This is a genomic window from Saccharopolyspora sp. NPDC045941, from assembly GCF_056431445.1.
On record NZ_JBWKKU010000008.1, the window covers coordinates 33,688 to 59,822 of the forward strand.

23 protein-coding genes are annotated in these 26,135 nt (G+C 68.0%); 16 read left to right on the forward strand and 7 right to left on the reverse strand.

Annotated features, from left to right (window positions below; genetic code table 11):
• The first annotated feature begins 155 nt into the window (after positions 1 to 155).
• Together AC07FN_RS08420 and AC07FN_RS08425 are read left to right on the forward strand one after the other, a co-directional pair.
• Entirely contained in the window at positions 156 to 1,445 is a 1,290-nt protein-coding gene (locus AC07FN_RS08420; protein WP_478395022.1) for a YrhB domain-containing protein, read from the forward strand.
• Positions 1,446 to 1,515: 70 nt separating this feature from the next.
• The gene (locus AC07FN_RS08425; protein ID WP_478395023.1) at positions 1,516 to 1,680 is read left to right on the forward strand and encodes a hypothetical protein; all 165 of its coding nucleotides are present in this window, start codon (positions 1,516 to 1,518) and stop codon (positions 1,678 to 1,680) included.
• Between the two features lie 36 nt (positions 1,681 to 1,716).
• On the opposite strand, the gene AC07FN_RS08430 is transcribed toward AC07FN_RS08425, so the two are convergent.
• Positions 1,717 to 2,472, reverse strand: a complete 756-nt coding sequence (locus tag AC07FN_RS08430; protein WP_478395024.1) for a GntR family transcriptional regulator — start codon at positions 2,470 to 2,472, stop codon at positions 1,717 to 1,719.
• Here AC07FN_RS08430 and AC07FN_RS08435 point away from each other — a divergent pair.
• Genes AC07FN_RS08435 through AC07FN_RS08445 form a run of 3 tightly spaced genes read left to right on the forward strand, consistent with a single transcriptional unit; the run spans position 2,472 to position 6,602 of the window.
• Positions 2,472 to 3,797: an MFS transporter gene (locus tag AC07FN_RS08435; RefSeq protein ID WP_478395025.1), complete on the forward strand. Its 1,326-nt coding sequence runs from the start codon at positions 2,472 to 2,474 to the stop codon at positions 3,795 to 3,797. The two genes, AC07FN_RS08430 and AC07FN_RS08435, sit on opposite strands and share 1 nt — an antisense overlap.
• Positions 3,797 to 5,422: an N-acyl-D-amino-acid deacylase family protein gene (locus AC07FN_RS08440; protein ID WP_478395026.1), complete on the forward strand. Its 1,626-nt coding sequence runs from the start codon at positions 3,797 to 3,799 to the stop codon at positions 5,420 to 5,422. The genes AC07FN_RS08435 and AC07FN_RS08440 overlap by 1 nt, the downstream gene beginning before the upstream one ends.
• Positions 5,423 to 5,462: 40 nt before the next feature.
• Positions 5,463 to 6,602: a mandelate racemase/muconate lactonizing enzyme family protein gene (locus AC07FN_RS08445; RefSeq protein WP_478395027.1), complete on the forward strand. Its 1,140-nt coding sequence runs from the start codon at positions 5,463 to 5,465 to the stop codon at positions 6,600 to 6,602.
• A gap of 339 nt (positions 6,603 to 6,941) precedes the next feature.
• Here AC07FN_RS08445 and AC07FN_RS08450 read toward each other — a convergent pair whose 3' ends face one another.
• Positions 6,942 to 7,862: a LysR family transcriptional regulator gene (locus AC07FN_RS08450; protein WP_478395028.1), complete on the reverse strand. Its 921-nt coding sequence runs from the start codon at positions 7,860 to 7,862 to the stop codon at positions 6,942 to 6,944.
• Between the two features lie 117 nt (positions 7,863 to 7,979).
• Here AC07FN_RS08450 and AC07FN_RS08455 point away from each other — a divergent pair, with 117 nt between their 5' ends.
• Positions 7,980 to 9,308, forward strand: coding sequence for an MFS transporter (locus AC07FN_RS08455; RefSeq protein WP_478395029.1), 1,329 nt, complete (start codon positions 7,980 to 7,982; stop codon positions 9,306 to 9,308).
• Between the two features lie 200 nt (positions 9,309 to 9,508).
• Positions 9,509 to 11,020, forward strand: coding sequence for an amidohydrolase (locus tag AC07FN_RS08460; RefSeq protein WP_478395030.1), 1,512 nt, complete (start codon positions 9,509 to 9,511; stop codon positions 11,018 to 11,020).
• A 271-nt stretch (positions 11,021 to 11,291) separates the two neighbouring features.
• Here AC07FN_RS08460 and AC07FN_RS08465 read toward each other — a convergent pair whose 3' ends face one another.
• Together AC07FN_RS08465 and AC07FN_RS08470 are read right to left on the reverse strand one after the other, a co-directional pair.
• Positions 11,292 to 11,786: a M23 family metallopeptidase gene (locus AC07FN_RS08465; RefSeq protein ID WP_478395031.1), complete on the reverse strand. Its 495-nt coding sequence runs from the start codon at positions 11,784 to 11,786 to the stop codon at positions 11,292 to 11,294.
• Positions 11,787 to 11,993: 207 nt separating this feature from the next.
• Entirely contained in the window at positions 11,994 to 12,584 is a 591-nt protein-coding gene (locus AC07FN_RS08470; protein WP_478395032.1) for a M23 family metallopeptidase, read from the reverse strand.
• 335 nt (positions 12,585 to 12,919) lie between these two features.
• On the opposite strand from AC07FN_RS08470, the gene AC07FN_RS08475 reads away from it, so the two are divergent.
• Together AC07FN_RS08475 and AC07FN_RS08480 are read left to right on the forward strand one after the other, a co-directional pair.
• The gene (locus AC07FN_RS08475; RefSeq protein ID WP_478395033.1) at positions 12,920 to 13,387 is read left to right on the forward strand and encodes a hypothetical protein; all 468 of its coding nucleotides are present in this window, start codon (positions 12,920 to 12,922) and stop codon (positions 13,385 to 13,387) included.
• Complete coding sequence (locus AC07FN_RS08480) at positions 13,387 to 14,283, forward strand: TIGR01777 family oxidoreductase (RefSeq protein WP_478395169.1); 897 nt, start codon at positions 13,387 to 13,389, stop codon at positions 14,281 to 14,283. The genes AC07FN_RS08475 and AC07FN_RS08480 overlap by 1 nt, the downstream gene beginning before the upstream one ends.
• 196 nt (positions 14,284 to 14,479) lie before the next feature.
• Here AC07FN_RS08480 and AC07FN_RS08485 read toward each other — a convergent pair whose 3' ends face one another.
• Positions 14,480 to 15,316: an MBL fold metallo-hydrolase gene (locus tag AC07FN_RS08485; RefSeq protein ID WP_478395034.1), complete on the reverse strand. Its 837-nt coding sequence runs from the start codon at positions 15,314 to 15,316 to the stop codon at positions 14,480 to 14,482.
• A gap of 37 nt (positions 15,317 to 15,353) precedes the next feature.
• A complete protein-coding gene (locus tag AC07FN_RS08490) occupies positions 15,354 to 16,688 on the reverse strand; it encodes an MFS transporter (RefSeq protein WP_478395035.1) in 1,335 nt (444 codons plus the stop codon).
• Between the two features lie 258 nt (positions 16,689 to 16,946).
• On the opposite strand from AC07FN_RS08490, the gene AC07FN_RS08495 reads away from it, so the two are divergent.
• From AC07FN_RS08495 to AC07FN_RS08520, 6 genes are all read left to right on the forward strand, one after another.
• A complete protein-coding gene (locus tag AC07FN_RS08495; protein WP_478395036.1) occupies positions 16,947 to 18,422 on the forward strand; it encodes a 2-hydroxymuconic semialdehyde dehydrogenase in 1,476 nt (491 codons plus the stop codon).
• On the forward strand, positions 18,419 to 19,231 hold the full coding sequence (locus tag AC07FN_RS08500) for a 2-keto-4-pentenoate hydratase (RefSeq protein ID WP_478395037.1): 813 nt from the start codon (positions 18,419 to 18,421) through the stop codon (positions 19,229 to 19,231). Before AC07FN_RS08495 ends, AC07FN_RS08500 begins: the two co-directional genes overlap by 4 nt.
• A gap of 156 nt (positions 19,232 to 19,387) precedes the next feature.
• The gene (locus AC07FN_RS08505) at positions 19,388 to 20,155 is read left to right on the forward strand and encodes a 2-keto-4-pentenoate hydratase (RefSeq protein WP_478395038.1); all 768 of its coding nucleotides are present in this window, start codon (positions 19,388 to 19,390) and stop codon (positions 20,153 to 20,155) included.
• Positions 20,152 to 20,565: a RidA family protein gene (locus tag AC07FN_RS08510; protein ID WP_478395039.1), complete on the forward strand. Its 414-nt coding sequence runs from the start codon at positions 20,152 to 20,154 to the stop codon at positions 20,563 to 20,565. The genes AC07FN_RS08505 and AC07FN_RS08510 overlap by 4 nt, the downstream gene beginning before the upstream one ends.
• A 12-nt stretch (positions 20,566 to 20,577) precedes the next feature.
• Positions 20,578 to 21,099 carry a 3-hydroxyanthranilate 3,4-dioxygenase gene (locus AC07FN_RS08515; RefSeq protein ID WP_478395040.1) on the forward strand — a complete coding sequence of 174 codons (522 nt, stop codon included), beginning with the start codon at positions 20,578 to 20,580 and terminating at the stop codon, positions 21,097 to 21,099.
• 2 nt (positions 21,100 to 21,101) lie between these two features.
• Positions 21,102 to 22,121 carry an amidohydrolase family protein gene (locus AC07FN_RS08520; RefSeq protein ID WP_478395041.1) on the forward strand — a complete coding sequence of 340 codons (1,020 nt, stop codon included), beginning with the start codon at positions 21,102 to 21,104 and terminating at the stop codon, positions 22,119 to 22,121.
• Positions 22,122 to 22,324: 203 nt separating this feature from the next.
• Here the strand turns inward: AC07FN_RS08520 and AC07FN_RS08525 are convergent, their stop codons facing one another.
• On the reverse strand, positions 22,325 to 23,251 hold the full coding sequence (locus AC07FN_RS08525; RefSeq protein WP_478395042.1) for a LysR substrate-binding domain-containing protein: 927 nt from the start codon (positions 23,249 to 23,251) through the stop codon (positions 22,325 to 22,327).
• 628 nt (positions 23,252 to 23,879) lie between these two features.
• Here AC07FN_RS08525 and AC07FN_RS08530 point away from each other — a divergent pair.
• Complete coding sequence (locus tag AC07FN_RS08530) at positions 23,880 to 26,132, forward strand: S8 family serine peptidase (RefSeq protein WP_478395043.1); 2,253 nt, start codon at positions 23,880 to 23,882, stop codon at positions 26,130 to 26,132.
• Positions 26,133 to 26,135 lie beyond the last annotated feature (3 nt).

Genomic DNA, 26,135 nt, shown 5'->3' on the forward strand with positions numbered 1-26,135 from the left:
CCGGTGGGGGTTTTCCCGTATGACGCGTGCGGGCAGGCGCCGAAGCCCGGGATCTTGGCCCATGATGGGCGTGCTCGACGGCTGTTCCAGCAGGCCGGAGCGACCCCCTGGCGGACCAGAGATCGAGCTGCCGGACGAGACATACCGAGGTGACGATGAGCGACGACCCCGCCAACAGGGCAGCGGAGTGGCTGGAACGCATGTACGGGGGTCTGGTCACCCTCATCGATGACCAGCCCCTGCTCGACGGTGAACGGACCCAGCTGTTCGGCTGTGACTACGCGGGCGGCTCTGCCGAGCCGCTGCTGGCCGCCACGATCGCGGTGCCCAAGGACGGCGGGCAGCCGTTCCCGGTCTCCAACGCCGACCCGCTGGACGAGGAGCTGAACGCGGCGCTGGCGATGGATCTCAACCCCGAGCCGTGGCGGTGGCGGGTCAACGCGCGCGGCTGCCTGGTCGCGACGGACGCCGCCGTGGACCGCCGGCCGGCCTCGGCGCTGCCGTGGGCACCGGCGGATGAGGCGCCCGGCTGGTGGGAACGGATGCTGGCCGCGCACTTCCCGGGCGCCGAGGTGTTCACCGCCTCCACGTGGGCGGACGTGACATCGGCGCTGCTGGAGGGCGGTCCGGGCACGCGCACCGCGGTGTGGCTGCGTCGGCAGCTGTCCGGCGCCGAGCTCACCGGCCACCTGCTGTACGGCTTCCAGGACGAGAACCAGGCAGTGTTCCTGGACGGGCAGCGGGGTTCGCTGGCCCGGCTGAACGACGACGAGATCGGTCAGCTCGTGGTCGCGCGGTTCTTCCGCCCGGTGGTGACCGAATCAGCGAACCTCACGGTTCCCTGGGAGGCGCCGGCGTCGAACTTGCAGGCCGCGCTGGACAAGGCGAACAGCTGGCTGGAGCACACCTACCCGGAGCCGGTCGTCGTCGTAGGGCCCGGCGACGAAGACGAAACCGAACGCGGCTGGCTGTTCGCGTGCACCACGCAGCGGTTCCTGGACACCGGCGAGTGGCAGGACCAGATGCTGGACGCCGCGCTGGTGGTGCCCAAGGAAGCAGGCCAGGCACCGTTCGGCCTGCCCAACAATGACCCGTGGTCCTACATGTCCGGATGGGATGCCGGACGAGACGGAATCGGCCGGCCCCCGGCGCCCGGGGCGGCCGCCTGGTACGCGCCGACGATGCGCGAGCTGGGCGCCCCGCTGAGCTCCACCGAGCACCGCAGCTGGGGCGAGGCACTGACGGAGATGGCCGACTCGCCGCAGGATTCGCGGGCGCTGGTGTGGATCCGCCGCCAGGACGCGCGCGGTCGGGAAACCGTCGGCAACCTCTTGGTCGCGGTCAACGATGGTGGCGAGATCCGGCTGGTCGACTCGATGGCGGAGGACGGCCTGCCCACCTTCGACCAGGATCCGTTGGCGGTGCACGTCATCCGCTACCGGTGAGGCCCGGGGAACGCGGATGACCCGATGGCCCTGCGCTTGCCGGGAATGTCATCCATCGAGATCAGGATGCGTGTCGGTACTCGTTCAGGATGCCGCCCAGGCGCGCGTGTGCAGCGAAGCGGTCACCGCCGCGCTCGGCGAGGGCAACGTCGACCAGGCCGAGGCGATCTTTGCCGAGCCGGCGCAGTGCTTCGCCCGGCGGAGGCGATCACCTCGGATTCTCGGCAGACTCTGATGGCCGTCGCAGCGGCACGCCGCTGACGTCGTGCCATCAGTCGAGGTAGGTGCCGATGTGCTCGGTGATCTCGGCCTCGGCGCGTTGCGGGTCGCCGGAGCTGAGGGCGTCGAGGAGTGCGCGATGCTGTTCGACCACGGCGTGCGGGCTGTCATGGTGTGGGGCGTCGCGGAGGAAGTATGCCCGCACCCGAGGCTGGATCGTGCGCCAGATCTGCAGCGACTGCGTGTGCCGCATGGCCGCGATCACGGTCTCGTGGAACGCGACATCGAGGTCCGCGAGACGTCGCGCGTCGAGCGGGTGAGCCGCTGATTCCATTTGCTGAACGATCACCTCGAGCGCAGCGCGGAGCTCCTCGTTCCCCGCCTTCGCCGCATCGCGGAACGCGACTTTCTCGATGACGAGGCGGATCGGCACGAGAATCTCGGAGATCTCCGTCTGGGGGATCTCTGCGACGACGGCACCGCGATAGGAGTGCGAGACGACGAGGCCCTCTTGTTCGAGGACCATGATCGCTTCGCGGACCGGTCCGCGGCTGATGCCGTAGTTCGCTGAGATGTCGCGCTCGACGAGCCTTTCGCCGGCGGCGAGTTCACCCGAGGCGATGCGTTCGCGCAGGTTGCGCAGGACCCAGTCGCGCCTCGACTCGGGTGGCGAAGCAGGCAGTGCGGACATCGTGCAGGACTCCTTGGTCGGGCGTCTCAGCCTAGCAGATGGCCGATGGTTGACCATCTGCCATTTGCGACCTACTGTCAGCGTCTCGTCAGGGAGTCCCATGGAGAGGCTGGGCAATGAAGCTAGGGACATCAGCACGGCAGAGGCGCACGGACACCGGCCATCGAGTACCGGGCAAGGTCACGACCGCGGCGGTGCTGGGAACGGTGCTCGAGTGGTACGACTTTGCGATCTACGGCGCGATGGCCGCTGTCATCGGACGCCTTTTCTTCCCGACGGACGATCCGACGGTCTCGCTGCTGGTGGCCCTCGCCTCGTATGCGGTGGGATTCGTGTGCCGCCCCCTCGGCGCGATCTTCCTGGGTCGTCTCGGCGACCGTGCCGGCCGTCGGAGCATGCTCGCTCTGACGATGGTGATCGTCGGCGTCTCGAGCCTGCTCATCGGTCTGCTCCCGACGTACGCCTCGGTCGGTTTGCTCGCCCCGGCGCTGCTCGTGGCGTTGCGGATGATCCAGGGTCTGGCGGTGGGCGCCGAGTGGACCGGCGGGGCGACGTATCTCCTCGAGCACGCGCGCACTGGTCGGCGTGGGTTGTTCTCAGGCATCGTGCAGGCATCGACGGTTACCGGATTCCTGCTTGGGACGGGCATTGCCACCGTCATCGTCCGAGTCATACCCGAGCAGGCAGTCGACGCGTGGGGGTGGCGCGTCCCGTTCCTCGTCGGCGGCGTCGTCGCGGTGATCGGGCTGTTCGTCCGCCTCAAGCTCGACGAGTCCCCGGCCTACCGAGAGCTCGGCGAAGACGTGCGCTCGCATCAGCAGAGCACGAACGATGTCCCTGCCGCCGACGACGAGTGGCGAACACCAACGCGCCGCAACTGGCTGCTCGTGCTCGGCATCGTCTTCGGCGTGACCCTCTACGGGTACACGGCGACCAGTTTCCCGGCGTTCCTGGCCGGCGTCGACGCCCTTCCCCTGGCGGATGCCCTGACGACCAACGTCGTAGCTCTGCTGATCGAAGTGCCGCTGATCATCGCCGCGGGTGCCCTGTCAGACCGCGTCGGACGCAAGAAGCTGATGGTGGGCGCCATGGCGCTCTTCGCGCTCGGCACCTACCCGGTCTTCGCGCTCGTCGCCAGCGGCACCATCGCCGGTGCCTTCCTCGGCCAGGTCGTCTTCGTCGTCTTGTTCGCCACGGTCTCGGGCCCGATGGCAGCGATGTTCATCGAGTTGTTCCCCACTCGAGTCCGTTCGACCGCGTTCTCCAGCTCGTACAACATCGGCGTGGCGGTCTTCGGTGGCACTGCGCCCTTCGTGAACACGTTCCTCGCGACATCGACCGGTGTCGACGTCGCCCCAGCGTTCTACCTCACCTTCGGGGCGCTGATCTCGCTCGCCTTCCTCAGCCGCGTGCGAGACCGTCACGATCAGGAGCTCCGCTGATGCCCGCGGTCGTCGCTCCCGTCGTCGACCTCGTCCTGCTCGGCGGGAAGCTCGTCGACGGCACGGGCGCACCCGCACGGGTGGCAGACGTCGCTGTCAAGGACGGGCGAGTAGTCGCCGTCGAGAGCGGTCTGCGCGCCGAGGCGGGGCAACGCATCGATGTCACGGGGTTGACCGTTGCCCCCGGCTTCATCGACCCGCACAGTCACAGCGACTGGTCGGTCCTCGGCAACCGCGATGCCCAGAGCACCATCCGCCAGGGCGTGACGACCGAGGTCGTCGGCAACTGCGGCGTCACATACGCGCCCGTCGCTCCGGCTGGCGTCGACGCGGCCCGCAACGCGCTGAGCGCGTACGGGTACGACGGAGAGGTCACGTGGCGCCGCTTCGCAGATCTGCTCGACGTCGTGCATCGTCACGACGGGGGAACATCTCAGAATCTGGCGTGGTTCGTCGGGCACACGGCTCTGCGCGATGCAGCCGCGGTACGCGGTACCGGCGCCGGCGCCGACGGCGTCACGCGGATGGTCCGACACCTTGAGGAGGCGATGGACGCGGGGGCGCTCGGGATGTCGAGCGGCCTGGAGTACGGCTCCGGGCGTGATGCGACCACCGATGAGCTCACCGGCGTCGCCGCCGCGCTCTCCCGGTACGACGGCATCTACGCCAGCCACATCCGCAACCGCGACGCCCACCTCCTCGACGCCGTGGATGAGTTCCTCGCCGTCGCACGGCGCAACAACCTTCGTGCGCAGCTGTCGCATCTCAATGTTCGCCACGACACCGGCGCGTCGCCGGATGCCTGGCAGGAGGCCGTCGGCCGACTCGCCGCCGAGCGGAAGGCGGGGATGGACGTGCTTGCCGACATGACTCCCTACCCGCACGGCATCGGCCTCGCCACCGGCTTGCTGCCGGGATGGATTCTCGCCGACGGTCCTGCCCAGACCGCACGGCTACTGGATGACGCCGAGATTCGGGGTCGGCTGCGTGGCGACTGCGACCGGTACTGGCGGTTCGTGCACAAGGGACAGTGGGACCGCGTCGTCCTCGCGACCAGTCCGGCGACACCGGAACTGGAGGGCTTGTCCTTCCCGCAGATAGCCGGGCACCGGGGACAGGACTGTTGGGACGCGTTCTTCGATGTCCTCCAGGCAGCCGGGGCGGACATGCACGCCGTGCAGCTGATGGGTCGATTGTTCACCCCCGAGCACGTCGCCGAGGCGATTGCCCATCCGCTGTTCTGCCTCGGCGTCGACGGGTTCACCAGCCGCACCGACGGACCTCTCGCCGAACGCACGCGCCACCCGCTCTTCTTCACCGGCCACACCCATTACATCGCGCACCACGTCCTGCGGGCCGGCACCCTCACCCTCGAGGAGGCACTGCGGAAGATGACCTCGATGGTCGCCGACCGCTTCGCACTGCACGGGCGTGGGCGCGTCCAAGTGGGAGCGCACGCCGATCTCGCCGTGCTCGATCTCAAGGCTCTCGCAGCCCAGGACACGTTCGCGTTCACCGGGCGCTACGCGGCTGGGGTACCCCACGTGATCGTCAACGGCCGGCTCGTCGTCCACGACGGACAGCACCTCGGCACCCGTGCAGGGCAGTACCTGCCGCGAAGCTGACCACGCATCAGAACACCACTACACCGCGAAAAGGGAAACAGTGAAGATCATCGAGGTCAGGGCCACCGGACTGCGCGGCGCGACACCTGAAGGAGGCTGGCAAGAGGAGCTGATGCAGGACGATGTGGTGCACACCCTCGTCACCGTCCACGCCGAGGACGGATTGGTCGGCATCGGCAGCGTCTTCACCAGCGAGAACTTGGTGCGGGGCGCGCTTGAGGTGCTGCGTCCCCTGATCATTGGTTCCAACGCGCTGGAGCCCGAGCGCACCAGTGAGCGGCTGCACCGCAGCACGTTCTGGATGGGGCGTGGTGGATCGATCACACACGCCATCAGTGGCATCGACACCGCGCTGTGGGACATCCTGGGCAAGGTCACCGGCCAACCGGTTGGCCGTCTCCTCGGCGGCCGCTATCGCGAGCGTGTCCGCCCGTACGCCTCCCTGCTCATGGACCAGCCCGAACCGCTGCGCGACCACCTGCTCCAACTGCGGAACGCCGGCTGGACGGCGTTCAAGATCGGCTGGGGGCCGTTCGGCCGCACCGATGAGCGCCTCGACGAGCGCATCGTCGCGGCCGCACGCGACGCCATCGGACCCGACGCGATGCTCATGGTCGACGCCGGCGCCAGCGACAGCGCCTGGACCCAGGGATACAAGTGGGCACTGCGCACCGCACACATGTTGCGCGACTACGACGTCGCCTGGTTCGAGGAACCCCTGCCTCCGGACGCGCTCGACGACTACACACACCTGCGCCGCCTCGCCCTCGTCGCGATCTCCGGCGGAGAAGTGCTGACTCGCCGGCAGTCGTTCCACCCGTGGATCGAGGCCGGCGCGCTCGACATCGTGCAGCCCGACGTCACCAAGGTCGGCGGCACCAGCGAGCTGCGGCGCATCGGGTGGGCGGCCCACGATCACGGTGTCAAGCTCATCCCTCACGGCTGGAACACCGCCGTCGGCCTCGCGACCGATCTCCAGCTCGCGTCCGCGCTGCCCGACACGGACCTCGTCGAGTACGTCACCGGATCGCCGTACATCGACGACCTCACCGCTCGGCCCTGGCAACTCGACGACGACGGCATGCTCGCCATCCCTGACGAACCCGGCCTCGGCATCGACCTCGACCCCGGCAAGCTCGCCCAGTACACCGACGCCGCCCACCTGCTGGGCGCAGCATGACGCACCCGGTCCGCACATCAGGCAGGAGAGCACGAATCGACCTGGTTCTGGTGGACATCACTGATTGACTGAGTACTCCAGCACGAAGCTCTCCGTTCTTGGAGCAGGCCGACCACGGCCGACCCGGCTTGCCCGCAGGCACCCCGGCCAGGGAAGCGCCAGCGGGCGCCGGTCCAGGGAGCGCGTTGTACTGCGCTGAACGGTAGTGAGTTGCACCGTTCGTCCTGCGGTTTCTCGTTTTTCGCAGGTCACTGTCTCCTGTGGACGGCATTCGGGTGGCGCGGAATCGTCGGCGGGCACGCCGTGGGAAGGTCTCGTGGTAAGGGCAACCTCGGGCTGTTACTCCGAGCGGTCGGCCGGTGCGTTCTCGAAGAGACGGATGCGTGCGAGCACTTCTCGGTGGAACCGGGAGACCGAGTCGACGAGCGCGGCTACCTGTGCGCCGGCCCAGTGGGTCCTGTCCCAGCCGGCGTACAGGGTCACGGAGAGCAGGCTCTCGCCCACCCGGATGGCGACCGGGCTGAGTCCGAAAATCGCTTTGTCGGTGAGCACGGCGATCCCGTGGCCCGAGGCTGCCAAGGCACGGGCCACGACGGTTGTCGAAACCACTCGCGGCTCGTTGTAGACCAGACCCTCGCGTGCGGCAGCCGCGTCGAGCGCCAGTCGACCCGCGTTGACGGGATGCATCAGGATCAGTTGCTCGTGGACGAGCTCGGTCAGCTCGACTTCGCCGATTCGCGCCAGCGGGTGGGTTGGTGGCACCAGTGCGAGCACGGGGGCGTGACCCACGACGCGTGATTCCATCGATCCGGGTGGCGGGATGGGCGCGACGCCGAGATCGGCATCTCCGCGCGCAACGACGTCGTACACGCTGCGCGCGTCGCGTTCGAGGATGTCGCGAATTGACGAGGCGGCGCCTCGGTCGGCGAGGTAGGGCGCCAGGAAGTCGGCGATCGTGGTCGGGGGTGCGGCGACGGTCAACGGCACGTCGTGCCCCTGGGTCATGGTCCTGACCGCGCTCAGCGTGCGGTCGGCCCGGGCCACCAGGTCACGGGCGAGGGGCAGGAAGCGCTCCCCGGCGGCGGTGAGCTTTCGCGGCCCGGGCGTGCGTGAGAAGAGTTCCACTCCCAGGCTGCGTTCGAGGTTGCGCAGTTGGCGGGAGAGCGAAGGCTGTGCGATTCGGACATCGCGCGCGGCCGCCGTGATGGAGCCTTGGTCGACCACTGCCAGGAAGTACCGCAGAACTCTGATCTCCACCATGCCTCCGAGGTATGGGCAGCGATGTTAACGGGCATTAGACGGCTATGCCAGATGCGCCCAGAATCAGATCCCGTTCCGGTCACCGAGCCTCAACGCTCTCGTCGTCGAGGAGACGGCATGTCCAGTTCTTCTGATCTCCGCGCAGCCCGCCGGGCGGGCCTCGGATCGTTCATCGGCACCGCGATCGAGTGGTACGACTTCTTCATCTTCGGAACCGCTGCGGCGCTCGTCTTCGGGGAGGTCTTCTTCCCCACGGCGTCACCGGTAGCCGGTCTGCTCGCGTCCTTCGCGACCTTCTGGACGGGTTTCCTGGCCCGGCCGCTGGGAGGCGTGGTCTTCGGTCATCTCGGCGATCGGATCGGCCGCAAGAAGACGCTCGTCACCACGCTGGTCCTCATGGGCGTCTCCAGTACCGCCATCGGTCTGGTGCCCAGCTATGCCTCGATCGGGATGGCTGCCCCGGCCCTCCTCATCCTGCTCCGATTGGTGCAGGGCCTGGCGCTCGGCGGTGAATGGGGAGGAGCTGTGCTGATCGCGGCTGAGCACGCGCCACCGAGCCGTCGAATCCTCTTCGGCGCCTTCGCCCAGCAGGGCTCGCCGGCGGGTGGCCTGCTGGCGACCCTGGTCTTCCTGGGCGTGAGCCGGCTGTCAGCCGAGGACTTCGCCGCCTGGGGGTGGCGTGTCCCGTTCCTCGTGTCTGCGGTCTTGCTGGTGGTGGGCCTGGTGATCAGGCTGACCGTGGCCGAGTCGCCGGAGTTCTTGGCGGCCAAGCGACGCGGCGAGATCGTCAAGGCGCCGGCGGCCGAAGTGCTGCGGACGGCCCCGGCCGCAGTCCTGTTGGGAATCGGGGCATCGGCTATCGGGATCGGCGCAGCGTACTTCCTGAACGCGTTCCTGATCGCTTGGACCACGACCGAGCTCGGCGTGACCCGGGAGACGATCTTGTCGGCCCTGCTGGTGGGCACCGTCATCCAGTTCTGCGCGCAACCGGTGGCAGCGCTGATCGCGCACCGCGTCGGCGCCACGCGGTTCATGATCGTGGCCCTGGCGGCGAGCGCCCTCCTCACCCCGGTCTTCTACCTGCTCGTCAGCACGGGTGACGGGAGCAAGATCGTCATCGGCATCGTCGTCATCAACATCGTCGCGCCGGCCTACTTCGCCGTCCTCGCCGGCTTCCTCACGCACGCGTTCCCCGCCAGGATCCGGTACACCGGAATCTCGTTGGCCTACCAGCTTTCCGCAACGGTGATCGGCGGCTCGGTCCCGCTCATCGCGCAGTCCCTGCTCTCCAGCGGCGGGATCGGCCTGGTCGTCGCCTACCACGTCGGGCTGATCGTCTTGACCTTGGTGTGCGTGGCAGCGCTGGGCCGCAGGACCGCGAAGTCCCAAGGCGTTGCGGATCTGCCGGACAACTCGGACCTTCGCGCCAGCGATGCGCCCGCATGAGACTCGGTGCGACAACCCCTACGCGCCAGTAGACGTGAACACGCCGGCAGGCGCGGTCCCAGCTTTCTCAGCACCGAAAACCTGGAAGGAATCGCATGCATTCGTCAGCCGAGCCGCGCATCTTCCGTGCGCGTCGGGTCATCACGCCGTCCTCCCCATCCGCTGACGCGGTCGCAGTGCTCGGGGACAGAATCGTTGCGGTGGGCGATGCGGCCGACCTTCGGCGGTCGCTGCCTCTCGCGCGGCTCGTGGATCTGGGCGACGCAGTTGTCACCCCTGGCTTCAACGACGCGCACGTGCACCTGTCGATGGCCGCCGACAGCGAGCTCCAGGTCGACGTGTCCCCCGCGGAGGTGTCCTCCCTCGCGGAGCTGACCGCGAAGGTCGGGGCCGCTGCAAGGCGCGACCCGGTGGACGGCTGGGTCCAAGCCTTCGGCTACGACGATGCGCGGATGGCCGAGGGGCGCCGACTTACCCGTTGGGACCTGGACGAGGTCACCGGTGATGTCCCGGCGATCGTGCTGCACGTCGCCTGTCACTGGGGTGTGGTCAACTCGGCAGCGCTGGCCGCAGGCGGCATCACCGATGAGTCGCTACCTCCGAGTGGTGGCGAGTACGGCCGCGACGCGACCGGGCGGCTCGACGGCGTCCTCTACGAACGCGCGTTGAACGAATTCGCCTACGGTCACGTCGATGCGGCGGGGGGTCCAGTCGTACCGCAGTCCCGGTTCGACGACCGCGTAGAGGCGCTTGGACGCGTGGTGCGCCGCTGGCACGCGGCCGGCGTGACATCGGTGTGCGACGCACTCGTGGGGCCAGACGACATCCGCCTCTTCGCCGCGGCGCGGGAGCAGGGGCTGCTGACGATGAGGGTCGGGTTCCTCCTGGCCGCGGAGCACTACGACACCTTGCGCCGGCTCGGCCTTCGTTCGGGCTTCGGGGACGCCGGGCTTCGGTTCGTCGGCGTCAAGACCTTCGCCGATGGCGCGGTCGGCGGCCGGACGTGCCTGCTCGACGAGCCGCACCACGGCACTGGCGATCACGGCATCCAGGTGCTCACGCGGGAGGAACTCGCCGGCATCGTCCGGGCGGTGCACGGCGATGGCAACCGGGTCTGCGTCCACGCCAATGGGGACAGGGCGATCCGGCTCGTGCTCGACGAACTCGAACGCGCCCACCGGGAAATGCCGAAACCTGGTCTGCGGCACCGCATCGAGCACTGCAGCCTGGTGGACGACGACATCCTCGGCCGGATCCGAGCCCTGTCCGCGATCGCTGTGCCGTTCGGCAACTACGTTCACCAGCACGGCGGGCACTTGATCGATTGGTACGGCGAGGCCCGGGTGGAGCGGATGTTCGCCCACCGCTCCTTCCTGGACGCCGGCATCACCGTCGCCGGTTCGTCCGACTATCCGTGCGGTCCGGTGGAACCCCTCCTGGCGGTGCAGAGCATGGTCACGCGGACCGGCTGGGATGGGTCGGTTGTCGGCGCGGGGCAGCGGGTCTCTCCGGCCGAGGCGCTGTCGGTCTACACAACGGGATCAGCGGCCAGCACCGGTGAGGAAGGGCTGAAGGGCTCACTGGTCGTCGGTCAGCTCGCCGATTTCGCGGTGCTCGAAGACGACCCGCTCGAGGTGCCCCACGACCAGATCTCGGAGATCGCAGTCCGGGCCACCTACGTCGGTGGTGCGGAGGTCTACGCGCGCGAATGAAGATCCGATCGTCGCCCGGATCACCGGAGTCACGATCGCCCAGGTCGGACCGGATGACCGCATTCTCGACCAGGAAGGGCAATTCCATGCATCCGGTCCGAAGAGGACAGCGCCGCTCGACGAGCCTGCGCCGACCTTCCGGTTGACGCCTCCACGCGTAAGACGGGGGTTGACCTCGTTCGAGATCAACCCCCGCCGTTGCGTGCTCGTTCAGTTCAGATCCTGTTGGGCCGCAAGGAGGTGCAACAGGATCGCGTCCGCGTTCAGCCGGTCAGGCTCGGGCGTTCACGCTCACCGGCGACGTGCCGGTGCCGGGCGTCTGCCCCTGCACCGTGGCGGGAATGCCTACGCGGGTGTTGCAGTCGATCACCTGGAAGTGCAGGTGTGGATCAGTCGACGCTCCAGTGCTCCCCGACAAGCCGATGACCCGCCCCTGCGGAACCTGGTCGCCGGTGTTGTAGATCGCCTTGTTGAGGTGCGCGTAGTGGGTGCACTGGCCGTTCGGGTGCTGGATGATGACCTCGATGCCGTTCTGCCAGTACGGCGACCAGTCCGACGCGAGGATGGTCCCGCCCTGGGCGGCTGACACCTCGTAGTTGGCGGGAAGACCGAAGTCCCAGGCGTACTCGTTGTACGGGCCGACGTGCGAGAAGGTGCCCTCCGGCCCCTGGGTCACCACGTACGACTCACCAGCGGGATAGGGCAGGGCGTAGCCGTCCGCGGCCGAAGCCGGCGTCGCACTCCCCAACATGAACGTTGCGCCCATGAACACCGGCGCGACAGCGCCGACAATTCTCCTGAATGAATTTTTCCGGTTCACCACGTCATTACCTTTCGAAAAGAACGGACTGCACGAACAAGCCGGCCGCGATGACGAATTGCTCCGGGGTCGCAGGAGGACTCCAGTTCCACTTCGGAGCTACTGATCGTCGCCGGCAGCGGCATGCGCCTGGCGGCGCACTGGAGATGTGGATCAGGCGGGCAAGCCCAAAGAGGACCACACCACGAACGGGTCCACATCGTCGCAGGGGCCGATGGGCGAGGCGCCCCAGTTGCCGTGCGAGGCGCGGTAATGGACGTGCGAGAAGGTGAGTCCGTCCGCCGTCGTCCCGACCTGCGCCCACACATCACCTTCTTCGAAGGTGCGGCCAACAGGCAGCTGGGAACCGTCCAGCAGGTGGCCCATGGTCATCGTCATGTCGATCGACGGGAAGTAGACCTGGATCCAGCGGTGATATCCGCCGGCGTCATAACCGGTGCCTACGACCTGGCCCGATCCCCAAGCGTGGATGTTGGTTCCGGTGGGGGCTGAGATGTCGAGGCCCTTGTGGCGCTGATCGCCATTGCAGCCGAACTGGTAACCGGGAACGTAGAGGTTGTACGCGGCTTCGGTTGCGCCGTTCGGCACACCCCACCAGGTGTTGTCGGGCAGTCCGGTCGCCTGCGCGGAGGCGACGGTCGCGGTGGTCGTCATGTTCGGGGCGGCGGCGGCGAGGCCGACTCCTGCAAAGGTACCGATTGCAAGAGTCGAGGCGATCGCGGCCGCCCTGAGTAAATTGTTCACGAACGGGACAATATGGCGGTCAATAACCTACTGCAACTAGCTATTAAGTGATCCCGATCACATTTCATTGCCAACAGGTAACGGATCTGAGCTCGGTTCCCTGGCAATAATCCCAGATTAAACATTGTGGACTCGTCGGCCGGATGCGACGCAGGCTCGGTTCGGCCGACCGGAACGTGGCGCAAAACCGGAACCGGCACCGACTCGTACCGCCCACCCGGGCCGGAGAACCCTCCCCCTGGTGCGGCGGGTCCGTGACCACTTCGGTGCGACCGGGATACTTCGGTCCGGCTCAACCGGCTACGTGAGATCGGCCGAATGATTAGTCTTCGGGAATGTCCACCTCCGTGGGAGCGTTAGCCGCGATCCTCGTTCTGGTTCATCTGACCCTCGCCGCTGTGTGGCTGGGATCGATGGTGTACAGCCTGGTGGTGGTTCAGCCGCGGGTGGCGCGGTTCTTTCCCGACGAGCATCGACGTGAGGATTTCCTGCTCGAGTTGGCGAGCGGGAACCGGTGGCCGGTGGCGGGCATGATCTGCACCCTCCTGCTGACCACCTCCGCCCTTGCCGCTCTCGTGCCGCAGCGGATGGTCGCCTACGGCGCCGTCGCCGTGCTGTACGCGGCTGCCGGTGCGGTGTTCTGCAACGTTTCGTGGCGGCATTGGCCTGCACGGGTCTTCGCCTCCGCCAACGAGTTGGCGGGGTTTCGCCGGCGGCTGCGGTGGCAGGCGTGGATCATGTTGGGGCTGGTCAGCACCGCGTTCGTCGTCGCGTTGGCCGCTAGTGCGGGGACGGTGGCGTGATGCTCGTGGTCATGGCGGGAGCTGGCGGGCTGATCGGAACGGCACTGCGCCGATCACTGGAAAGCGATGGCCACACGGTCCGGAGGCTCGTGCGGCGGCAGCCGGCGTCGCCGGATGAAGTGCGGTGGGACCCGGTTGCCGAGCCCAGGCCGGCATGGGTCGCGGGAGCCGAGGTCATCGTCAATCTGGCCGGTGCACCTCTGGGTGGGCAGCGCTGGACGCGAGGGTACAAGTCCCTGCTACTGCGCAGCCGGATCGATAGTGCTCGCACGCTTGCGGTCGCGGCAGCGGCGGCGCATCGACCACCTCCGGTGATGCTCTCGGCTTCCGGCATTCGGTTTTACGGCGTCGACCGTGGTGACGAGGTGCTGGGCGAGTCCGCGGGTGGTGTGGCGGACGGTTTCCTCCCCGCGGTCACACGCGCCTGGGAGGAGGCGACCAGCCCGGCGAGTGCTGCGGGAATCGCCGTATGCCACTTGCGACTTGGCCTGGTGGTCTCCCGTTGCGGCGGATTCCTGCCCCGGCTGCTGCCCATGTTCCGAGCGGGGCTGGGGGCCACCTTGGGCAGCGGGAGCGAGTTCTGGAGCTACGCATCACTCGCCGACGCGGTCCGCGCGATCCGGTTTCTCATGGACCGTCCAGGAGTCGAAGGGCCTTACAACATCGCCGTGCCGAACCCGATCCGAAGCCGGGCATTCACCCGCGCGTTGGCGAGCGCGATCGGGAAGCAAGCGTTGCTGCGTGTCCCTACCGGATTGCTTCGGGTAGCCATGGGTCAGGTGGCTCCCGAGGTCATGGGCAGCTTGCGGGTCGTCCCTACCCGCCTGACCGAAGCGGGTTTCGAGAGCCGGCACCCGGACATCGCCTCCGTCTTGGATGACGCGTTGCACCACTGACGCATCCTGGCGCCACCTGGCGCAACTGCCGCATCGGCGCCAACACGACCGACTCGAGCCTGACTGACGGGATCCGCCAGTGGGCGGGTGACATTCGACCGCAACGACGGATGGTTCGGACACCCGGACCCGCCACGGGCTCCTGCCAAATGCCCCGAAGGTTGTCAGGAGCCCGAACCGCGTTGGCTGTGGCGCTCTACTCGACGGGAATCCGCATCAGGTCCCGGGCGACGAGGATCTCGCCGTCGAAGTGGTGGCTCGCCTGCCTGATCCATTCGTCCTCGTCGAGGTCGTACGGGATGAGGTGCCAGAGGACGAGGGTGCGCACACCCGCCTGCTTCGCGATCTTCCCGGCGCTTTCGGCATCGGTGTGCGCGCGGGCGAAGTGCCGCTGCAACTCGGCGACCCCGGCGTTCGTGCCCGCGAGCAGCCGGTCGAGGTGGTTCGGCGAGTACACCTCGTGCACGAGGACGTCGGCGCCCCTGGCGAGTTCCGCGACCTGCTCGGAGGCAGCGGTGTCGCCGGACACGACCACCGAGGAGTCGTCGGCGTCGACCCGGTAGGCGAAGGCGGGCATCGGCGGATGCAGCGCCGTGCCGGCGGTGACGGTCATCGTCGGCGTGGTGATGACGACCCCGGGTTCCGCCACTTCGCGGGTGCGCAACAGTCCGGCGAGCTTCGGCCTGCCGAGCAGCTCGCGATGCTCGATGTCGGGCCTGCCGGCCTCCAGGAGCAGTTCGACCATTCGCGCCAGCGGCGGCGGTCCGCACACGTCGACGGGGCTGACCAGGCCCGCGGTCCACGCCAGGTGGAGCAGGGCCCCGAGATCCGCGTTGTGATCGACGTGGTGGTGCGTCACGAGCACGGATCGAAGGTTCCGCAGGCGGAGGCCCGCCGCCACCAGCTGCCGCGCGACGCCGTTTCCGCAGTCGATCACGTGGATGTCGTCGCCGCGCACGATCGCCGTCGCGGGAGCGGATCGTTCGCGGTTCGGCTGCGGTCCGCCGGAGCTGCCCAGGATGACGAGTTCCATCTTCCCTCTTTCCAAAACGGTTGTTCGACGACGTGGTTCAGCGCACCTCGGCCGGAGCGCTCGCTTCGTGGACGGGTGCGGCATCCCGGCGCGGAATCGCGCTCGACGCCACGAGGCTCAGCACGGAGATCGCCAGGAGGTACGCCGTCACCGACCACGACGATCGCGTCGTCGTGAACAGTGCGGAGGCCACCAGCGGCGTGATGCCGCCGCCGAGCAGCGAACCGATCTGATAGCTGATCGATGCACCGGAATATCTGACTTCCACGGGGAAGAACCCCGCGGTCAACGTGCCGATGGGTGCGTTGGTCACGGCCAGGACGAGCCCCATCGACACCATGAACAGCAGGATGACCGGCTCGTTCCCGGTGTCGACGATGGGGAAGAAGGCCAGGCACCAGACGAGGCGGACGACCGATCCGTGCACGAACACGGCCCGCAGGCCGAACCTGTCACCGAGGCGCGCCCAGAACGGCACGGACACCAGCCACGCAGCCGAGCCGAGGATCACGCACCCGAGCACGAACGGCCGGCTCAGGTTCTGCGCAGTCGTGCCGTACGACAGCACGTAGACCATGAAGATGTACGCAGCGGTGCTGTTGCCGACGATGACGAGGGTCGCGTGGACGAGCGGCTTCCAGTGCCGGGAGAAGACGACCGCTGCCGGTGCTCGGTCGACCTGCTTGCGCTGCGCGGTCCGCACGTACTCCGGACTCTCCTGGACGTGCACGCGGAGGTAGAGACCGACGGCCACGAGCGCGATGCTGATCAGGAAGACGATGCGCCATCCCCATTGGACGAATTCCTCCTTCCCGACGACTGCGAGACAGCCGAGGAACGCGCCGTTGGCGAGGATGAGCCCGGCCGGGGTGCCCAGTTGCGGGAACGAGCCGTAGAAACCCTTCCTGTCCTCGGGGGCGTGTTCGAGCGTGAGCACGATGGCCCCGCCCCATTCGCCGCCGAGACCGATTCCCTGGACCAGTCGCAGGAGCACCAGGAGGACCGGAGCCCAGATGCCGACGTCGGCGTAGGTGGGCAGCGCTCCGACCATCGTGGTGGCCAGGCCCATGAGCAGCAGGGACACGATCAGCGTGTTGCGCCGGCCGGCGCGGTCTCCGAAGTGGCCGAAGATCACGCCACCCAACGGCCGAGCCAGGAATCCCGCGGTGAGCGTGCCGAACGCGGCGATGGTGCCCACTGCGGGATCCAGCTCGGGGAAGAACTGGCTGTCGAACACGAGCGCGGCCGCGGTGCCGTAGAGGAAGAAGTCGTACCACTCGATGGTGCTGCCGATCGCCGATGCCCAGGCGACCTTCCGCGCTGAGCCGTTCCGCGATGTCGAGCGGCCGGGATCTGTTGTTGCCGAACACATCTCCAGGAACCTCCGTGGTGACGAGCCGGGATCAGGGAGCGTCGCCGGGTCGCGTCGAGGATGTGCCGAGGATCCGGCGGAAGCGAATGCCCATCTCGTCCGGGGCCATGTGGTGGATGCATAGCTGCAGGTCGCGACGATGTCGTCGGAGCGCCCGGGGCTGCCGTGGCGGCTTGACCCCCGGCTATGCGGACTGGGTATGGCTCGCGCTGAAAAGCGCATTTGATCGCTATGGGCGCGGCGGTCAGATTGGAACGCATGACGGCACAGCACGGGCTCTGGACGCGCAACTTCGTCGACGGGCAGTTCGTCGAACCCGACACGGATCGGGGTTTCGAGCAGGTCGATCCGGCGACGGGGCGGCTGATCGCCCGCGTGCACGAGGCGGATGCCGCGCTCGTCGATCGCGCGGTCCAGGCCGCTCGCCGGGCCCTGGCCAACGGTTGGGCGGACACCCCGGTGCGCGAGCGGGCCGCGTTGCTGCGCCGTGCCGCCGACCGGATCGAGGAACGGTTCGAGGAGTTCGTCGCCGCGGAAGTCGCCGACACCGGCAAGCCCGTCACGCAGGCGCGAGAGCTGGACGTCGCACGCGCGTTGACCAACTTCCGGACCTTCGCCGACGTGGTGGCCGCGGCGGGACTGGAATCCTTCCTCACCGATCTGGCGGGCGGCGGGCAGGCGCTCAACTACGCGGTGCGCAAGCCGCTGGGCGTGGTTGCGGTGATCGTGCCGTGGAACTTGCCGCTGTTGCTGCTGACCTGGAAGGTCGCGCCGGCGCTGGCGTGCGGCAACGCGGTCGTGGTCAAGCCGAGCGAGGAGACCCCCGCCACGGCGACGCTGCTGGCCGAGGTCCTCGCCGAGGTCGGACTGCCGCCGGGCGTCTACAACGTGGTGCACGGCTTCGGCCAGGACTCCGCAGGCGAGCACCTCGTCACGCACCCCGGCATCGACGGCGTGACCTTCACCGGATCATCGGCTACCGGGTCGCACGTGATGAAGGCGGTTGCGCCACGGGTGCGTCCGGTGTCCTTCGAACTCGGCGGGAAGAACGCCGCGATCGTGTTCGACGACGTCGATTTCGACGAGGCGTTGACCGGGTTGACCAAGTCGGTGTTCACCAACACCGGTCAGGTTTGCCTGTGCACCGAAAGGGTTTACGTCCAGCGAGGCGTTTTTGACGACATCGCTGCCGGGCTGGTCGAGCGCGCCCAAGGGCTGCGGCTGGGTCCGCCGGAGGACCCGCAGACCACCACCGGCCCGTTGATCTCGCACGCGCACCGCAAGAAGGTGCTCGACTACTTCGCACTGGCCGAACAGGACGGCGCCACCGTGCTCACCGGCGGCGGGGTGCCCGCGCTCGGCACCGGACTCGGCGGGGGATCGTGGATCGAGCCGACCATCTGGACCGGGCTGACCAATGCCCATCGTCCCGTGCGGGAGGAGATCTTCGGCCCGGTGGCCGCGCTGATCCCCTTCAGCGCCGAGGAGGAAGCGATCGCGCTGGCCAACGACACCGACTACGGTCTCGCGGCTTCGGTGTGGACGAACGACCTGCGCCGTGGACATCGGGTCGCGCAACGGATGAACGTCGGCATGTCCTGGATCAACACCTGGTTCCTGCGCGATCTCCGGTCGCCCTTCGGCGGTGTCGGCCTTTCCGGCATCGGCCGCGAAGGTGGCGAATCCTCCCTCCACTTCTACACCGAACCGACGAATGTGTGCGTGCAGCTATGACAGTCCTCCATGCCGCGACCGACAACCGGATCGACGCGGCCGCAACGCGGTTGATCGCCGCGGCCGAAACCCGGACCCCGTGTTCGCCGGTCCGCGACCTGGTCGGCGACACCGATGTCGACGCCGCTTACCAGGTGCAGCGCCGGGTGGTCGATGCCAAGGTCGACGCCGGTGCCCGGGTGGTGGGGGCCAAGATCGGTCTCACGGCCGCGGCCGTGCAGCAGCAGTTCGGCGTGTTCCAGCCGGACTTCGGCGTGCTGCTCGACGACATGGTGTTCGCCCACGCGCAGCCGTTGCCGAGAAGTCGTTTCCTCCAACCACGAGCGGAGGGGGAGATCGCCTTCGTCCTCGGTCGGGGAATCGATTTTCCCGGCGCGACCGTCGCGGACGTGCTGCGGGCGACCGAATTCGTGCTTCCCGCGATCGAGATCGTGGACTCGCGGATCGCGAACTGGGATCTGACCATCACCGACACCGTGGCCGACAACGCGTCGAGCGGAGCTGTCGTGCTCGGAACCACGCCGTTTCCGTTGCTGGGCAAGGACCTGTCGCAGGTGGGCATGACGCTTGAGCGCGAGGGGGAGCCGGTCTCGTTCGGTGCCGGACACGCCTGCCTCGGATCGCCGGTTGTGGCCGTGGCGTGGCTGGCCCGCGAGCTGGTCCGGCGAGAACAGCCGCTGCGCGCGGGCGACGTGGTCATGTCCGGTGCGGTCGGCCCCGTGGTGCCGATCCACGAGCCGGGGCGGTTCCGGCTGAAGCTGGACGGGTTGGGCGAGGTCGAGGCCGTGATCGAAGAGGAAGGCGATTGAGCATCGACGCCGGCAGCATCCCGGTGGCCGTCACCGGATCCGGCAACATCGGAACGGATCTGATGTTCAAGGTCGTGCGGGCCAGGAGGACGTGATCGTCGACATCGCGCTCGATCTCGCCGCGCGGCGCGACGCAGCAGCAGTGGGGAGCAACGAATGATCTCTACCGAGCAGGTCGAGGCATTGGCCGATCGACTGCACGCCGCGGAGGCGAACCGCCAGGCCACGCCGAGTCTCGCGGACGACCACGAGTTCGGCATCGAGGAGGCCTACGCGATCCAGGCCGCGCTGATCGCCCGCCGGGAGGCGCGAGGTGAACGAGTGGTCGGAGTGAAGCTCGGCTTCACCAGCAAGGCCAAGATGGCTCAGATGGGCGTCTCCGACGTGATCGTGGGCAGGCTCACCGATGCCATGCGCATCGCGGACGGTGCCGACGTCGACCTCTCCCGCTTCATTCACCCGAAGATCGAGCCCGAGGTCGCCTACCGGCTGAGCCGCGACGTCGACGTGGACGACCCGACGGCGGACATCGAGTCCTGTGTGGACGCTCTCGCCCCCGCGCTGGAGATCATCGATTCCCGCTACCGGGATTTCCGGTTCACCTACACCGACGTGGTCGCCGACAACACCTCGGCCTCGGCTCATGCGGTGGGGCCCTGGCGTCCGCTCGAAGACGTGTCGAACCGCGCCGTGAAACTGCGGGTGGGGAACACCGAGGTGGTCGGTTCGACCGCCGCCGTTCTCGGGAACCCTGTCCGCGCGTTGCACGCCTTGCTGGACATGTGCCGCCGTCGCCGGATCCCCCTGCGGGCAGGACAGGTCGTGCTCGCAGGGGCGGCGACCGCGGCAGCAACGCTCACGGCGGGAGTCGCGGAATGCCGGGTTGCGGGAATCGGATCGGTATCGGTGGAAGGACGAGCATGAACACCGCACGCGTTGTCGAAGGACGTGCCACACCGCGGGGACGTTTTCCGCACGTGAAGGTCGTCGGGGACCTGATCTTCGTCTCCGGCACGAGCTCCAGGCGACCGGACAACACGTTCGCCGGCGTCGAGGTGGACGAATTCGGCACGACCGACCTGGACATCCGCGAGCAGACGAGAGCCGTGATCGAGAACATCCGCGAGATCCTGCGCGACGTCGGGGCGGATCTCTCCGATATCGCACAGATCACCACGTTCCTGGTCTCCATGAACGACTTCGGCGGATACAACGAGATCTACGGCGAGTACTTCGACGAGCAGGGCCCCACCCGCACGACGGTGGCCGTGCACCAATTGCCGCACCCGCACCTGCTGATCGAGATCCAGGCCATCGCGCGCCGGAAGCAATGAGGAGAGATCGCTATGACGAGACTGCCGCAGACCATCAACTTCCAAGAGTGGATCGAGGAGCACGAACACCTGCTCAAGCCGCCGGTGAACAACCGCACGATGGCGCTCGGAAAGGACTTCATCGTTCAGATCGTCGGCGGCCCGAACCAGCGGACGGATTACCACTTCGACCCGTACGAGGAATGGTTCTTCCAGATCAAGGGAGACATGCACGTCGATGTCATGACCGAGGACGGGAAGGAGACGGTGCACATCCGGGAGGGCGAGACCTGGCTGCTTCCTGGAAACGTCCCGCACTCGCCGCAGCGGCCCGACCCGGACTCGATCGGGCTGGTCATCGAACGGGTTCGAGAGGAAGGAACGCTCGAACGCTTCCAGTGGTACTGCCTCGAATGCGACTCGTTGCTCCACGAGATCGAGTTGCAGGTCCGGGACATCGTCGAGGACCTGCCTCCGGTGTTCGCCGAGTTCTACGCCGACGAGACGGCGCGGACCTGCCGGAAGTGCGGCGCGCTGCACCCGGGTAGGGGCTGATCGTGGACGGCATCATCGATGTGCACAGCCACTACGTCCCGAACGGGTGGCCGGATCTGACGACCGAAGCCGGCCCGGGTGCGCCATGGCTGAAGGTCGAATCGGAGTCCGAAGCGGTGATCATGATGGGGACCAAGGAGTTCCGCCGGATCCAGGCCGACTGCTGGGATGCCGGGAGGAGGCTGGCCGACATGGACGCCGACGGCGTGCAGGCGCAAGTGGTCTCTCCGACCCCGGCGTTCTTCAACTACGGCCGCACCGGTGCGCAAGCCGCGAAGATCTCCCGCATCTTCAACGACCTGGCCCTGGACATCGTCGCGCCCGCGCCTGACCGGCTCATCCCGTTCTGCCAAGTTCCCCTGCAGGACACCGACGCGGCCTGCAGGGAACTGGAACGCTGCGTGGCGAACGGGCACCGCGGCGTCGAGATCGGCAACCACGTCGGAGATCTCGACCTGGACAGCGAAGGCGTCGTCACGTTCCTGCAGCACTGCGCCTCGTTGAACGTTCCGGTTTTCGTGCACCCGTGGGACATGGCCAGCTCGCCGCGGCTGGACCGCTGGATGGCGCAATGGCTCACGGCGATGCCCGCCGAGACGCACCTGTCCATCCTCGCGTTGATCCTCGGCGGCGTCTTCGACAGGATCGACGACAGCCTGAAGATCTGCTTCGCGCACGGCGGCGGTTCCTTCGCGTTCTGGCTCGGCCGGATGGAGAACGCCTGGCACGGCCGCAACGACATCATCGGCACGTCGGAATTCCCGCCGACGCACTACCTGGACCGGTTCTCCGTCGATTCGGTGGTGTTCGACGAGCGCGCGCTCCGGTTGCTGGTCGACACGCTGGGCGCGGACGGAGTCATGGTGGGCAGCGACTACCCGTACCCACTGGGCGAGCGCCCGGTGGGGGACGTCGTGCGCAAGAGCGCGTTCCTCGACGACGTGGCGCGGGAACAGATCGTCAGGCAGAACGCCGAGCGATTCCTCGGGATTTCCCGGAAGATCAGCTCGACGGCGGGGTAGTCGGACACGAGATCCGATTCTGCGCCGCCGTACCGCGCGGGCTGCAACATCCGGAAGAACCTGGTCTTTGCAACATGTCCTTCCGGATCCCGCTCGCGATACCAGTCGCCCGCCGCGGCGTCCATACTGGACAAGTGCCTACTGCGGAATCGGATTCTCAAATGGGCACACGTGGGTCGTTGAGGCAATCGCAGGGGTGGGGCCTACTTGTCGGCCATGGTCGCCGACACGCTGCGCAGTTCCGTCACCAACGCGAGGCTGGACGGGCTCAGCCGCCGTTCGGCCGAGAGGGTGATCCCCACGCTGTGGCCGACGTGCTCCAGCGCGACAGGCAGGGTGGTCAGCCGCATATCGTCGCGCGGGATCAGCGTCGGCAGGGCCGCGATGACATCGGTTTCGAGCAGCAGGTGGCGCACGGTGAGGAACGAGGTGCACTCGACGCGGTTCTCCGGCAGGGGCACGCCGTGCCTGGTGAAGAACTCCTCCAGTTCGCGGCGCAGGGCCGTCTCGACTCCCGGCAGGATCCACGGGTAGTCCAGCAGCTCACCCAGGCCCAGTTCGCGCTTGGCGGTGAGCGGGTGCTCCGCGCGGACGACGAGCTGGACCGACTCGTGGTAGAGCGGCGTGCGGGTCACCGATTCGCTGCTCGGCGCGGTCAGGCGCCCGATCATCAGGTCGATCCGCCCGGCTTCGAGCTCGATCAGCAGGCTTTCCGGGGTGCCCTCCCGCACCACGACGGTGAGCAGCGGCCGTGCTGCTTTCAGCCTGGCGATCGCCGCCGGCAGCAGCACGTTCGATCCGGCCAGGTGGGTGCCGACGACCACCGTGCCCCGGGATGCGTCGGCGAGCTCACCGATGTGGCGGCTGGCCTGGTTGAGTTGGGCGAGCACAGCGCGGGCGTGCTCGGTGAACGCCTCGCCGTACACGGTCGGCGTCACGCCCCGCGGGCCCCGCTCGTAGAGCTGCACCCCGAGGATCTCCTCGAGTTCGTGCAGACTCCTGGTCGCCACCGGTTGCGTAACGTGCAGCGCAGCCGCCGCGCCCACCACGCTCCGCTGCTTGCTCAAGGCGTCCATGAGGACGAGGTGTCGAAGCTTGAGCCGGCCGTCGAGGAGTCGGGGCAAATCCATCAGAAGTCCTACCGGAGGCAGCGGGATCAGTGGCGGCGCCGCCTGCCGCGCAATGCCCGGAGTCGACGAATGCGTCGACTATGTATGCCTGAAAGGCTATGCGTCAAGGGTTCGGTCGCGCGTCGCGGATATCGCAGAGGACGCGCAGGCGGCGGTACCGGTGCAGCAGCGTGATGTCCTGTTCGGCCACCTATCGGTACACGCTCGGTCCGGTGCCTGGCGGATCGGGGACGGATTCCCTTGGAGCGTACGAGCTTTCGGTGCTTGTCGTAGTAGCAGACGCGGTGGCCGGTCATCTCGGCCTGCAAGCGGCCTTGACCGGGCAGGAAACCACCTCGCCCGGTCAACGCCAACCCGATTCGTCCTCTTTGGACATCGTATCGCGAAGTGGGCCAGCCTCGACCACCTCGTTGACCGTCTGCCGCGCCGACGATGTCTGCGTGGGCGCAGCCAGCCCGAACACGGTGTCATCCGGAAGCCGCGAATCCGTGGCCAGGGTCCACAGGTGGCGGCGACCAGTACCCCTGGAACCGGCACGACCTCCACCCTGTGGCTCCCGCGTGGACACCAACCAGATCTTCATACCGTCCAATGAAGTTCTGCACATGTCGTGGTTAGCGTCGGCCCAGTGACTACTCTCGCGATCTCCCTCCGGCGGGCCCGAACAGCCGTTCCGCTCGTGCTCGTCGCCGTTCTGGGCACGGCAACTCTCGTCACCGCCCCGACTGGAGCGGTGAGCGCCGCCGCCGGGTGCGACCCGGCGACGGCCGGTCAAGATGTCAACTGGAGCCGAGGACTGATCGGGGCACCCGAGGCATGGCACGCCGGCTACACCGGTAAGGGCGTGAAGGTGGCCGTGCTGGATACCGGCTACGACCAGCAGCATCCCGACCTGGCTGGACGGGTGGTCGCCGCCAAGGACTTCACCGGTAGCCGGGACGGCACCCGGGACACCGACGGCCACGGCACGCACGTCGCGTCCACAGTGGCTGGTGCCGGGGCCGGATCGAACGGCTGTTACCGCGGTGTCGCACCGGAGGCCGACCTGCTGATCGGCAAGGTGCTCGACGGCACCAACCCGGACTTCACCGGTACCGTGATCGCGGGGATGGAATGGGCCGTGGCCTCCGGGGCGCGGGTGGTCAACCTGAGCCTGGGCACCCACCATCCCACTGATGGCAACGATCCGCTGTCGCAGGCGGTGACCAGGTTGTCCGCCGCCACCGGTGCCCTGTTCGTGGTCTCCTCCGGGAACATGAGCTCGTACGTCGAGGGGCCGGGGTCGGCTGATGCGGCCCTCGCCGTGGGGAGCGTCGACCGCAACCGGGCCGTGGCACCCATCAGCACCGGCGGCCCGCGGGTCGGTGACAACGCGCTCAAGCCCGAGGTCACGGCGCCCGGCGAGAAGGTGGTGGCGGCCCGAGCCCACGGCGTCCGGGAGCCGATCCCCGACAACCCGCTCTACACCATGGATTCGGGCACCTCGATGGCCGCCCCGCACGTCGCGGGTGCCGCCGCGATCCTGGCCCAGGCCCATCCCGAGTGGCGCGCCCCGCAACTCAAGGCCGCGCTGATCGGCAGCGCGACCCCCGCCCCGGACACGCACGTCTACCGGCAGGGCGCCGGGCTCATCGACCTCGGCCGGGCGCTGCGCAGCCCGGTGACCACCGATCAAGGCACCCTCGACCTCGGCCGGATCCGCTTCCCGTACGACCCCCGCCAGGTCGTGTCCGGCAGCGTCACCTATCGCAACTCCAGCGACAAGCCCCTCACCCTGAACCTGCAACCCCACCTCAACGCCATCGCCAACCCGTTCATGGACAGCAAACCCGGCGCCCCGGCACCCGAGGGGATGGTCAGCGTGCAACCCACCCGGCTCATCGTTCCCGCACGTGGGTCGGCCTCCGCCACCGTCCAGGCACGAGCCGTGCAGGGCTCGGCGAGTCTGTTCGGCGGCTGGCTGCAAGCCACCGACGCGAGCGGCTCCGTCGTGGTCAACACCCCGGTCGGGCTGTACCAGGAACCCGACTCCGCCGACGTCGACATCACCGTTGCCGACCGGCTCGGCCGACCGTCATCCGACGCCAATGTCACCCTGTGGGGGCAGGACGGAACGCAGCACAACCTGCGCAACGCGCTCGGCGGTCACATCACGGCCCGGCTGCCCAAGGGAAACTACGTCGCCTTCGCCTGGGTCCGCACCCGCACCGGCACGTCGGATCCCGGTAGCACCACCCTCGCCGCGCTGCCGCCCCTCGCAGTGGACAGCACGACGCACCTGACCGTGGATGCCCGGCGCGGGCAGCCGGTCCACGCCACCATCGACCGCCCCGGCGCGGAGATCGTTGACCAAGATCTGGCGGTGGCCTACAAATCCGGTCATTTCTACCTCGCCTCGACCCTCAGCAACGAGCTGGACGCCACCGCCCGGCGCGAGTTGTACGTGGTACCCGAGCCCGCCCTGCCCCCGGACTTCAACCTGGCCTACACCGCGAACATCGAGGCCGCCACCGGCGAGAACTACCACCTGGCCTTCGACCGCAGCGGCCCCATCCCCGAACACCCCACCTTCCACGCCGCCGGCCGAGACCTGGCCACCGTCCACACCACCTACGCCGACCGCGGCACTCGGCTGACCGGTAACCGCACCGACACTCCCAAACTGGCCGGGGTGCCGACGATCACGACGGCCGCATCGACGCCGACGGTCACCGCACCAGGCAACAGCACCGACTACTTCTCCGCCGGTGACGGCATCGCCTGGGTCACCGCCGTGCAATGGACCGCCGACGACGGCACCGACGTACCCGCGGACAACGAACGCACCCGCACCTTCGAACCTGGCAAGGAATACACCGAAACCTGGAACACCGGAAGCTAGAGA